The following is a 10,618-nucleotide window of genomic DNA, read 5'->3' on the forward strand; positions in this document are numbered from 1 at the left end:
AAAGCTCTTTTACGGCGGCTTTGTCATGGCTCAACGCAAAGACCACCCAAGAGGCGCTGGGCCTCTGGATCTCGAAGGGTACTGTGCGCTGCAGCACATACTGGTATCAAACGATGTAGTTAACCCACAAGGCTACATGGACGAATATCTCTGGACGTTGCAACGCAGGCGTAATGTGGTCGTTACCCTGCCGCAACTGTTACTGGTACCCGGCACGCTGCGAAACAGCGACCTGGTCTGCACGTTACCCGCTTCGTTGCTGATGCACTTTGCCGATGACCTTGAGCTTTTTGAACTACCTTTTATTGCACCGCCATTTGCGTTGAACGTTGCCTGGCATCCACGAAACCAGTACGACCCTGGCGTAATCTGGCTCAGGGATTTGGTCCATCAACTGGCAACGGATCAATAACGGCCATCAATAGCGCATGTGTGGCTACGCCCCCTACCCGGGATCAAGGATGCTGACGCACTTGATGACGTCAAATAAAACCCAGTATTGAAAGTTAGCGGACGAGCCCGTCGCCTATGGGCTCGTCACTTTCAGCCGTTTAGTTTTTGACTAAATTGCTCTCCGGGGCTGACGGCTCCCAACCTCCTCCCAACGCTTTATACAACTGCACCTGGCTATCCAGTTGCAGCAGTCGATCACTGAGCAGCTTTTGCCGGGAAGACAACAGCTGACGTTGAGCATCCAGCAGTGTCAGGTAGTTATCCACCCCTTCGTCATAACGCTGTTGCGCCATGTCGAAGTATTCCTGGCTGGCTTGAACCAGGTCGCTCTGGGCTTGCAGCTGTTCGCTGTAAGTGCCTTTGGCGGCCAGGCCATCGGCGACTTCCTGGAATGCGGTCTGAATGCTTTTCTCGTACTGCGCTACACCAATGTCCTTCTGGATAGTGGCGTAGTCCAGGTTGGCCCGCAGACGTCCGCCGTTGAAGATCGGAACGTTGATCTGCGGGACAAAGCTCCAGCTACCCTGGCCACCTTTAAGCAAGTCACCTAATTGGCTGCTCGCCGAGCCCGCAGTCGCGGTCAGGCTGATGCTCGGGAAGAACGCAGCCCGTGCGGCACCAATATTGGCATTGGCCGCCAACAGACGATGCTCGGCCTCCTGAATATCCGGACGCTTTTGCAGCAGATCAGAAGGCAGGCCAGCAGGAATATCCCTCAGCAAGTCCGCGTTAAGTGCCAAGCCGCGTGTCAGGTCGCTCGGGATATTCGCGCCCAGCAGCAGTTGCAGGGCATTGGCATCCTGGGCGACCTGGCGGGTGTAGAGGATCATCTGCGCCCGCGCGCTGTCGACCAGGGTTCGCGCCTGACGCACATCCAGTGCCGAAGAGGTGCCTTCGCTCTGGGCCGACTCGATCATTCCCAGGCTCTTGGTGTAACTGTCCAGCGTGTTCGCGGTGACCTCAAGCAGCGATTGATCGGTCTGCCAGGTCAGGTAGGCACCGGCCACATCCGCAATCAAGCCAATACGGATGCTGTTTTGTGCCTGCTCTGTGGCCAGGTAGGTTTCCAACGCAGCACTGTTTAAGCTGCGCACGCGGCCGAAGACGTCCAGCTCGTAAGAGCTGATGCCGACGTCCAGACCATACTGGCTCTGGATTCCGGACTTGCCGGTGGTCGTTAAATCGGCTGGCAGTCGCTGGCGGCTGCCACTGGCATTCGCATCAACGCTGGGAAACAACTCCGAACGCTGGATGCGGTACTGAGCTCGGTAGGCTTGCACGTTCAAGGCGGCCACGCGTAGGTCGCGATTGTTATCCAGTGCCAGGCCAATCAAACGCTGCATTTTGGGATCACGGAAGAAATCCTTCCAGAGCAACGATGTCGCTGCGGTGTCTTTTTCCGCTTTATACGCCGGGCCTTGCGGCCAAGCACTTTCAATCGGCGCCTTGGGCTGGCTGAAGTCAGGAATCAGACTGCAACCTTGCAGTCCCAGACCCAAGGCTACGGCCAGCGTGAGGTAGTTAAGCTTCATTCCTCTTCTCCTGCCTGCACGGAGGCAGCTTTTTCTTTCTTGGTGAACAGACCCGTCACAACCACATAGAACAATGGCACGAAGAAAATCGCCAGGAAGGTCGCGGCCAATGTGCCACCGACCACGCCTGTGCCGATGGAGTGCTGGCTGCCACTGCTTGGTCCCACAGCCCTTGCCAGCGGCAGTACACCCATGACGAACGCGATGGAGGTCATGATGATCGGACGCAGACGCAGACGGGCTGCTTCCGAGGCTGCCTGGAGCAAGGTCCGGCCCTGATGCTCATAGAGATCTTTAGCGAACTCGACGATAAGGATCGCGTTTTTCGCCGCCAGGCCCATGGTGGTCAACATCCCCACCTGGAAGAACACATCGTTGGAGAGCCCGCGCAGCAGGGTGGCCGTTACCGCACCCAGGATGCCCAGCGGCACAACTAGCATGACGGCTACCGGTATGGACCAGCTTTCATAAAGAGCCGCCAGACACAGGAACACGATCATCAACGACAGGATGTACAGCGCAGGCCCTTGAGCGCCGGCTTGCTTTTCCTCGTAGGACAGGCCGGTCACAGCCATGTCGACACCCTTGGGCAGCTGTGCAGTAATCCGCTCCACCGCTGCCATGGCCTCACCGGTACTGTGACCGGGAGCCGGCGTACCTAGTAACTCGATTGCAGGGATGCCGTTATAGCGCTCCAACTTCGGCGAACCGAAGATCCACTTACCGGTCGCAAAGGCCGAGAACGGCACCATTGCGCCGGTCGCATTGCGCACATACCACTTATCAAAGTCTTCAGGCGAGATCCGTGAGTCTTCATTACCCTGAACATAGACCTTTTTGACACGTCCCTTGTCGATGAAGTCATTGACGTACGCCGAACCCCAAGCCACCGACATGGTCTGGTTGATGTCGACGATGGACACCTGCAAGGCTCGCGCCTTCTCATCGTTGATGCTGACCTGGTATTGCGCTTCGTCATTCAAACCGTTCGGGCGGGTCAACGACAGCACCGGTTCTTTGGCGGCCAGTTCAAGGAACTGGTTACGCGCAGCCATCAATCCATCATGGCCAATGCCGGTGGTGTCCTGCAGGAAAATATCGAACCCGGTGGAGTTACCCATTTCCAAAATGGCGGGCGGCACGAGCGCGATAACGTTGGCATCCTTGATCGTGGCGAACTTGGCGTTAAGCCGCTCGGCCACTTTAAACACCGTGCTCTCTGGCGACTTGCGGTCGTTAAAGGGCTTGAAACCAACGAAGACCAGCGCCGAGTTTTGACCGCGACCCGCAAAGCTGAAGCCGTTAACCGTAAAGGCCGTGGCGACGCTATCGCCTTCACCCTTGAGGATGAAGTCACGTACTTGCGTCAGAACCGCTTCGGTACGCTCGGCACTGGCGTTTTGCGGCAATTGGATTTGCACCGCCATGATGCCTTGGTCTTCATCCGGCAGGAACGCCGTTGGTATCCGCACAAACAGCACAGCCACCACCGCGATCAATGCCAGATAGATGAACATGAAGCGCCAGCGACGGGCCAGGATGCCTTTTACGCCTCGCTCATAACGACCGGTGTTTTTCTCAAAGACGCGGTTGAACCAGCCGAAGAAACCCTTCTTCTCGTGCTCACCTGGTTTGTGCGGTTTGAGCATCGTGGCGCACAAGGCCGGGGTGAAGACCAGGGCGATCAACACCGAGAAGCTCATGGCCGAAATGATGGTAATTGCAAATTGTCTGTAGATGATGCCCGCTGAACCACTGAAGAACGCCATCGGCAGGAACACCGCGGAGATCACCAGGCCGATACCGACCAGGGCACCGGAAATCTGGTCCATCGACTTACGTGTGGCCTCTTTGGGGGACAAACCTTCTTCGGCCATGATCCGTTCGACGTTCTCCACCACCACAATCGCATCGTCCACCAGCAACCCGATGGCCAATACCATGGCGAACATGGTCATCACGTTGATGGTAAAACCACAGGCGAAGAGCACGCCAAACGTGGCCAGCAGGACCACAGGAACAGCCATTGCCGGAATCAGCGTCGCCCGGATGTTCTGCAAAAACAGAAACATCACCAGGAACACCAGCACGATCGCTTCAATCAGGGTATGCGCTACCGATTCGATCGAGGCGGCTACCACCGGCGAGGTGTCATACGGAAACTGGACATCGACCCCCTTGGGCAGGTTGGCTTTGAGCGCTTCAACCGTGCTCTTGACCCGGGCCACGGTATCGAGCAAGTTCGCCCCCGATGCCAGGCGCAGTGCAATACCCGCCGCTGGTTTGCCGTTGAACTTGCTGGATATCGAGAAGTTTTCGCTGCCCAGGGAAACCTCGGCAACATCCTTGAGCCGAACCTGCGAGCCGTCCGGATTTACTTTGACGAGGATGTCGTTGAACTCGTCGACACTGCGCATCCGCGTCTTGCCAACGACCGTGGCGTTGAGCTGAATCCCTTTATGAGCTGGTAGCCCCCCGATCATACCGGACGATACCTGGACGTTTTCAGCAGCAATAGCGTCCATGACATCTTGTGGTACCAATTGATAGCTGTTCAGTTTGCCGGGATCAAGCCAGATCCGCATTGCGTTCTGAGCACCTAGCACCATGAAGTCGCCAACGCCTTTGGTCCGGGAAATCGGATCCTGAAAGTTGGAAACGATCAAGTTGCCCATGTCGAAGTTGGACATGCGGCCATCGGTGGACACCAACGCCATGATCAACATGAAGTTGATCTGGTATTTCACCACGCGAATACCCTGCCGCTGGACCTCTTCCGGCAGCATTGGAGTGGCCAGTTGCAGCTTGTTCTGCACCTGGACCTGGGCAATATCCGCGTTTGTGCCTTGGTCGAAGGTCACGATGATCTGCATGCTGCCGTCGGTGTTGCTGTTTGACGAAATGTAACGCAGACCGTCCAGACCACTGAGCTGTTGCTCGATGACCTGCACCACCGTGTCCTGCACCGTTTGTGCCGAAGCACCAGGGTAGTTCACGCTGATTTGAACCGCTGGCGGCGCAATGTTGGGGTATTGGTTAATTGGCAGCGCAAAAATGGCTAACGCACCGCCGAGCATGATCACCAAGGCGATCACCCAGGCGAAGATGGGCCGATCAATAAAAAAACGAGACATGTTAAATAGGATTCCTTAATGGGCGTCGGCGGTGTAGTCAGTTACCAAATCAACATTGCTCGCCTCAACCGGTTTGACCTGAATACCTGGTTTCAAGCGCTGCAAGCCCTCGGTGACGACCTTGTCTCCAGCCTCAATGCCTTTACCCACCAGCCACGTATTACCTACGGTACGCAGCGTTTGCAGGTCGCGTAGTTCGACGGTGTTATCTGGTTTTAAAACCCATGCAGTAGCCACGCCTCGGCTGTCACGAATGATGGCTTGCTGAGGCACCAGCTTGGCGGCCTCTTTCACGCCTTCCTTGAGTTCAGCGTGAACGAACATGCCTGGTAATAGTTTGTGCTCAGGGTTGGGGAACACAGCCCGCAAGGTCACCGAACCGGTACCCTGGTCGACACTTACTTCGGAGAATTTCAGTACACCGGGCAGCGGATAAGGGCTGCCATCATCAAGGCTCAAATTAACTTCGGCCTTATTCTCGCCGGCACTTTGTAGGCCGCCCGATGCCAATGCACGCTGCAGCCCTAAAATGCGGGTGATCGGCTGGGTCACGTCGACGAAGATCGGATCAAGTTGCGTTACGGTAGCCAGCTCCGTGGCCTGCCCGTTTGTGACCAGCGCACCTTCAGTCACCGCAGAACGGCCAATCCGACCGGACACCGGCGCGAGTACGCGGGTGTACCGGACATTGATCTCGGCCACCTGAACTTCAGCCTGGGCCTGTCTCCATGTCGCATAGGCGTCGTCATATTGCTGACGGCTGACCGCGTTGGTCTTGAGGAGTCGCTCGTAACGTTGAGCCAGCTTCTGCGCCGTCCCGAGGCTCGCCTGGGCTTTGGCCAATTCAGCCTGATAGGTAGCAGGGTCGATCTGATAGAGCTGCTGGCCTTGTTTGACCTCTGCCCCCTCTTCAAACAGGCGCTTCTGCACAATCCCGCTGACTTGTGGACGCACTTCCGCGACTCGGAATGCGGACGTACGACCCGGTAGATCAGTTGTCAACGTCAAGGCCTGGGCCTTGACCGTATAAACCCCTACGTCGACGGCATGGGGCACGACAGCTACCTGTTGAGATTTACCGCATCCCGTCAACAAAACAGCGGTAAAGGGAAGGATATGCAGGGCACGCAAAGGCCATGAGCGGTTCACCGGGGGTCTCTCCTGAAAGCTGAAAAGGTAGGATTTAGTCTTGTGTATCGCAATGAGGTTCAGTGTACCATAATGCGAATCAGCAATCGCAAGCACTTTTTCCCGGTCCAAATATTCGTTCGGATTCTTGATTCGATTAGAATCGGTTAAACATCACCCGCAGCTAATAGCTGACAGGCAACGTCAAGATCTCGATTCAATGGGCTTGTGTTTGACCGAATGAGAACACCGCGGGCCAGACGATAGAGAGAGATAGAATGAGCAGTGATCCAACCTTGGAAAGCAAAAACGGCGGCATTCAGGTGATTGCCCGGGCTGCGGCAGTGATGCGGGCGCTGGGTGACAATCCCAAAGGACTCAGCCTTGCGGCGATAGCCCACATTGTCGAATTACCCCGCTCTACCGTTCAGCGAATCATCACTGCGCTGGAAACCGAGTACCTGGTCGAGTCTCTTGGCGCGCGAGGAGGCTTTCGTTTAGGGCCTGCACTCGGCCAACTTATCAATCAAACGCAATCGGATATCATCTCGGTGGTCCGCCCCTTCATCTACGAACTTTCGCTGCTGGTGGAAGAGTCGGTCACGCTGTCGTCATTGATAGGCGACAAAATCTATATCGTCGAACGGATTGTTTCCGAACGCGAGCTACGAATTGTCTTTCCAATCGGCATCCAGCCACCTTCATATGCCACTGGCAGCGGCAAAGTGCTTCTCGCCAGCCTTAGCTCAGAAACGGTTCTTACACTGCTACCGGAGTCGCTATCTAAATTCACACCCCAGACTCTGGAAAAAGCGGCATTGCTTGCACAACTGGAAGATATTCGTCTTAGCGGTATTGCTAAGGATAACGAGGAGTACATCGAAGGCATCTGTTCGGTGGCGGTATCGATCAATACCTATTTGGGTAACTATGCAATTTCCGTCGTCGCCCCGGCCTCTCGTATTAATGTGCGAGTCGACCGTTTTCAAGCGGCCCTCGTTGAATGCAAGCACAGCATAGAACGAATGATAGGTTCTCCTTCCTTGCCAATACGGGAGAACTAAAATGGCGAGAAAAACTGCCGAGGAGGCAGAGCGTACACGTCAGAAGATTTTGGCGTCGGGCGCGCAAGAATTCGCATTAAGCGGCTTTTCTTGCGCTACGTTAGACGTCATTGCGAAACAGGCTGGCTTGACGCGAGGCGCTGTATATTGGCACTTCAAAGGCAAAGAAGAGCTGCTGCTGGCGGTATTGCAAGACATTACACTGCCGGTGGAACATTTTTTTTCTGCCAGGATGGGCCTGCAGCATAATATCCAGCGTTTGCAGACGGCCATTGAACAGACCTTCATCAATATTGAATCACGTCAGCTCTGCGAAATCCTGTTGAAAAAAAGTGAAAACATAGCAGGTGCAAACCCCATCACGGAACGATTACATAAGGTTCAAAACAGTTTTACTTCTCAGATGCAACACCTGCTCAAAAGCGCGATAAGCAAAGGCGAAGTTGATGCAATGCTTGATATCGACGTCACCTGCAGGATGTTTCAGATGTATTTAAGCGGCCTTTTCTTTGAGTGCTTGCAGTGCAACCTCGACGTGCCGAGCCACATCAAAAATGCCCTTGATATAATCGTTGAAGTGCTTTTAAAACCACCGGCGCGTCTTCTCACCGCGGCCACAACTTTGGTCATAGAGAAAAATACCGAAGTCTGTTGAAAAAGTAGATCTCCTGCCTGACCTGCAGCAAAATAGGGTCAGGCCGGCTGGAGGCTCTGTTTTAACACCCAACGCGTGTTTACCGGCAGCTCAGCGGCCGTCTACTGAGTACTTGCCCGGCCCCGTGACAGCCAGCAGCAACAACCCGCCTATGATGCTGATGTTCTTGTAGAAGTTGATCATGTTCGCCGTGCGATCAGGGTCGACCATCGTCCAGTACTGGTGCCCGAGCAGGGCGGTGCCTAATACGAACAATGCATACAGCAAGGCAAGAGGACGGGTAAAAAAGCCAATGGTCAACATTATTCCGACAAAGAACTCCATGATCACGGAGATCGCCGCGGCCACCATGGGCACAGGTGCGCCAAGTGAGGTCATATAGGCGACAGTCCCATCGAAGTGGAGCATTTTTGCCCAGCCCGTAATGATGAACAGCACCATTAACAAGATGCGAGCCAGCAGGATGATTGCATCACGTTGATTGTCGAGCAGGTTGTATCTCATGGTGGCTACCTGTGGATCCGGAGAAGGAAGAACGTATGAATAATAGTAGCAGTGCCTTGGTGAATAGCACTTGGCTAATTCAACTGAAAAAATCACCCGAGCATGTGAAGAGCGACTTCAATAATAATTTCTGCACCTCCAGCGCGCTCCACTTAATATCCACCGAGCGGCCTATTACTAATGCTCCTCTTAAACAGCATGAACCCGTCGGGTTGATGCGCTTATTTTCGAAAGCCTAAGAAACAGAAACAACCTGCCTATCGGTAAACGCGGTGTTGGCACTGCGCCCCAACCCATATATCGCAAGGGCCGCCAGGCCGGACGGCACCACAAGAACCGCGAATACTTCGGCGAAGGTCCAGCCCCAACTGAGCATCTGCGCCCCGGCAAAGGCGCTGAGGATCGCGCCGAAACGACCGATTCCGCTCATCCAGCTGGCGCCGGTGGCTCGGGCTTCGGTGGGATAGAACGTGGCGGCCAGAGCATTCATGCCAACGCTTGCGCCGTTGAGGCAGAACCCCACCACCCAGGCGATTAGACACAGCAGGAGAAAGTGCCCCGTAGCCTGGCCGATCGCGTAAATCACCCCGCCGCTCAACACGAACACCGCTATCAACACCCAGTATTTGTTCCAGCGATCCATCACCCAGCCGACGCACAGCGCGCCTACCGGTCCACCCATCTGGAACATCGCGGTGACGATGGCCGCGTCCGCGACACTGTAGCCTCCGCCCTCCTTCACCAGTGTCGGTAGCCAGCCGCTGAACAGGTAGACCAGGAACAACGCAAGCATATAACCGCCCCACAACATCAACGTTCCAAAGCGATAGGAGCGCGACAACACGATCTGCACCGCCGAAGACTGAGTCAGCGCTTTGGCCGGCAAGCAGAAGGTCGAATTAGCGTCACTGACGCCCGGTGCAAGTTTTTCCAGGATGGCGTGGATACGTGCGTTCGGTGCCTGCTTGGCGACCAGGAAGGCCACCGACTCCGGCAGTTTGAAATACAGCAGCGGAGCCACCAGCAACGGTAAAACCCCGCCCAGGATCAGCACGCTTTTCCAGCCATAGGCCGGAATCATCCAAGCCGAGAGAAAACCACCACCGGCAGCGCCCAGAGAAAACCCGCAAAACGCCACGGTGATAAGGAACGAACGGCTGCGCTGGGGCGCGTACTCCGAAACCAGGGTACTGGCATTGGGCATTGCTGCGCCCAGCCCCAGACCGGTCACGAAGCGCAGCATCACCAAGGTGCTGATATCCGGGGAGAAGGCCGTCGCCAGCGTCCACAGGCCGAACATGAATACGCTGCACACCAGCACGATCTTGCGCCCGTAACGGTCGGCCAGCGGCCCGGCGACCAGGGCGCCGACGGCCAGGCCGATCAGCGCCGCACTCAACACCGGGCCCAATTGTTGATGGCTCAAACCCCAGTCCATTTTCAACTGCGGGGCGATAAAGCCCATGATCGCCACATCGAAGCCATCCAGGCCAATGATCAGGAAACCGAGGAACACCACCCACTTCTGAAAGCCGCCGATGGGGCGGCTGTTGATCAGCGTGTGGATGTCTATCGGTTGGGTTGTCAGCATAAACATCACCTCTGTGTTGTAGGGGTGCCCGACCACTGCGCCCGCTTTTTTATTGGGGTGAAACGAAGGTGGCGACGGTGCGCTCAAGGGTTGCCGAGGCTGTTGAACCGCACCGGACGGATAATCCGGGTTTCCTGAGCAATGATCAGATGCGCCGAGGCCTGCAGGTAGATCGAGAACTGTGGATCGGTATCTCGGGCCAGGCTGCGCTGTTCAAAATCATCGAGACTGTCATAGCCCCACAGGTGCAGCACTTGATTCAGCGGGCCGATACTACTGGTGTAAAACCCCAGCGGCGGCCCCAGATGCTCGAGCAGAATCGGCATCGCCAGACGATCGAAGACCTCGATGAATTCGGCCATGCAGCGTGGGCGGATGGTGTAGATGCGGTGGTCGACAACCGGTTTGTGATTCATCAGGCAACATCCTGTCGAGGTGCGTCGGAGGTTTTTTCAGCGGCCACCTGGGCCAGGTGCAGGCCGGTGAGATAACCGAAGGTCATGATCGGCCCGAGAGTGATTCCGGCGGCGGGATAGTTGCCGCCCATGATGCTCGCC

Annotated in this window: 9 protein-coding genes; 3 read left to right on the top strand and 6 right to left on the bottom strand. The window is 55.8% G+C overall.

What is annotated here, in order from left to right; translation table 11 throughout:
• The coding region (locus tag M0974_RS32435) for a LysR substrate-binding domain-containing protein (protein WP_367279070.1) at positions 1–412 on the top strand (412 nt) is incomplete at its 5' end.
• Positions 413–551: 139 nt separating this feature from the next.
• Here M0974_RS32435 and M0974_RS32440 read toward each other — a convergent pair.
• From M0974_RS32440 to M0974_RS32450, 3 genes are read right to left on the bottom strand one after another with little or no spacing between them, the layout of a single operon-like run.
• Positions 552–1,985, bottom strand: a complete 1,434-nt coding sequence (locus tag M0974_RS32440) for an efflux transporter outer membrane subunit (protein WP_297846317.1) — start codon at positions 1,983–1,985, stop codon at positions 552–554.
• A complete protein-coding gene (locus tag M0974_RS32445) occupies positions 1,982–5,119 on the bottom strand; it encodes an efflux RND transporter permease subunit (protein WP_297846319.1) in 3,138 nt (1,045 codons plus the stop codon). Before M0974_RS32445 ends, M0974_RS32440 begins: the two co-directional genes overlap by 4 nt.
• Positions 5,120–5,134: 15 nt before the next feature.
• Positions 5,135–6,268 carry an efflux RND transporter periplasmic adaptor subunit gene (locus M0974_RS32450; protein WP_297846320.1) on the bottom strand — a complete coding sequence of 378 codons (1,134 nt, stop codon included), beginning with the start codon at positions 6,266–6,268 and terminating at the stop codon, positions 5,135–5,137.
• Between the two features lie 257 nt (positions 6,269–6,525).
• On the opposite strand from M0974_RS32450, the gene M0974_RS32455 reads away from it, so the two are divergent.
• The gene (locus M0974_RS32455; RefSeq protein ID WP_297846322.1) at positions 6,526–7,311 is read left to right on the top strand and encodes an IclR family transcriptional regulator; all 786 of its coding nucleotides are present in this window, start codon (positions 6,526–6,528) and stop codon (positions 7,309–7,311) included.
• A gap of 1 nt (position 7,312) precedes the next feature.
• A complete protein-coding gene (locus tag M0974_RS32460) occupies positions 7,313–7,966 on the top strand; it encodes a TetR family transcriptional regulator (RefSeq protein ID WP_297846324.1) in 654 nt (217 codons plus the stop codon).
• 90 nt (positions 7,967–8,056) lie between these two features.
• Here M0974_RS32460 and M0974_RS32465 read toward each other — a convergent pair whose 3' ends face one another.
• From M0974_RS32465 to M0974_RS32475, 3 genes are all read right to left on the bottom strand, one after another.
• Positions 8,057–8,470: a DoxX family protein gene (locus M0974_RS32465; protein WP_297846326.1), complete on the bottom strand. Its 414-nt coding sequence runs from the start codon at positions 8,468–8,470 to the stop codon at positions 8,057–8,059.
• 235 nt (positions 8,471–8,705) lie between these two features.
• The gene (locus M0974_RS32470; RefSeq protein ID WP_297846328.1) at positions 8,706–10,061 is read right to left on the bottom strand and encodes an aromatic acid/H+ symport family MFS transporter; all 1,356 of its coding nucleotides are present in this window, start codon (positions 10,059–10,061) and stop codon (positions 8,706–8,708) included.
• An 83-nt stretch (positions 10,062–10,144) separates the two neighbouring features.
• On the bottom strand, positions 10,145–10,477 hold the full coding sequence (locus M0974_RS32475) for an NIPSNAP family protein (protein ID WP_297846330.1): 333 nt from the start codon (positions 10,475–10,477) through the stop codon (positions 10,145–10,147).
• Positions 10,478–10,618 lie beyond the last annotated feature (141 nt).

Origin of the sequence: Pseudomonas sp. (assembly GCF_026224925.1) — a bacterium.
Lineage (GTDB): Bacteria > Pseudomonadota > Gammaproteobacteria > Pseudomonadales > Pseudomonadaceae > Aquipseudomonas.

What these genes read in the sequence shown, in the direction of transcription:
- M0974_RS32440 (WP_297846317.1), bottom strand. Translation starts at nt 1,985, where the DNA reads ATGAAGCTTAACTACCTCACGCTGGCCGTAGCCTTGGGTCTGGGACTG.
- M0974_RS32445 (WP_297846319.1), bottom strand. Translation starts at nt 5,119, where the DNA reads ATGTCTCGTTTTTTTATTGATCGGCCCATCTTCGCCTGGGTGATCGCC.
- M0974_RS32455 (WP_297846322.1), top strand. Translation starts at nt 6,526, where the DNA reads ATGAGCAGTGATCCAACCTTGGAAAGCAAAAACGGCGGCATTCAGGTG.
- M0974_RS32460 (WP_297846324.1), top strand. Translation starts at nt 7,313, where the DNA reads ATGGCGAGAAAAACTGCCGAGGAGGCAGAGCGTACACGTCAGAAGATT.
- M0974_RS32465 (WP_297846326.1), bottom strand. Translation starts at nt 8,470, where the DNA reads ATGAGATACAACCTGCTCGACAATCAACGTGATGCAATCATCCTGCTG.
- M0974_RS32470 (WP_297846328.1), bottom strand. Translation starts at nt 10,061, where the DNA reads ATGCTGACAACCCAACCGATAGACATCCACACGCTGATCAACAGCCGC.
- M0974_RS32475 (WP_297846330.1), bottom strand. Translation starts at nt 10,477, where the DNA reads ATGAATCACAAACCGGTTGTCGACCACCGCATCTACACCATCCGCCCA.